The sequence below is a fragment of the Bariatricus sp. HCP28S3_F11 genome (genome assembly GCF_052065395.1).
In the GTDB taxonomy this organism is placed as follows: Bacteria; Bacillota; Clostridia; order Lachnospirales; family Lachnospiraceae; genus Allocoprococcus.
On record NZ_JBQHUC010000107.1, the window covers coordinates 1 to 763 of the forward strand.

General features: G+C 41.3%; 1 pseudogene. It reads left to right on the forward strand.

From position 1 onward, the window contains the following. Positions 1–763: pseudogene (locus ACTNBR_RS16465) on the forward strand (tetracycline resistance ribosomal protection protein); the annotation flags it as partial.

Below are 763 nucleotides of genomic sequence, written 5' to 3' on the forward strand. Positions count from 1 at the left end.
AAACAATCTGGGGATTCGGCAGCTTATAGAAGTAATTGCCAGTAAATTTTATTCATCAACGCCTGAAGGTCAATCTGAACTATGCGGGCAGGTTTTTAAGATTGAATATTCAGAGAAAAGGCGGCGTTTTGTTTATGTGCGTATATATAGCGGAACATTGCATTTGAGGGATGTTATTAGAATATCTGAAAAAGAGAAAATAAAAATCACAGAGATGTGTGTTCCGACAAACGGTGAAATCGTCCCGGCTGACCATGCCTGTCCGGGAGAAATTGTTATTTTAGCTGATGATACTTTGAAACTGAACGACATTCTGGGAAATGAAAAACTCCTGCCTCACAAAACATGGATTGATAATCCCATGCCATTACTTCGGACAACGGTAGAGCCGCAAAAGCCGGAGCAAAGGGAAGCCCTGTTAAATGCCCTCGCAGAGATTGCTGATACAGACCCTCTTTTGCATTTTGACATTGATACTGTTACACATGAGATTATGTTATCTTTTTTGGGGAATGTGCAGATGGAAGTCATTTGTGCCATCCTTGAGGAAAAATATCATGTGGAGGCAGAAATAAAAGAGCCTACTGTTATATATATGGAAAGACCGCTTAGAAAAGCAGAATATACCATCCACATAGAAGTCCCGCCAAATCCTTTCTGGGCTTCTGTCGGGTTGTCCATAGAGCCGCTCCCTATTGGAAGCGGAGTGCAGTATGAAAGCAGAGTTTCACTTGGATATTTAAATCAATCGTTCCAAAATGCG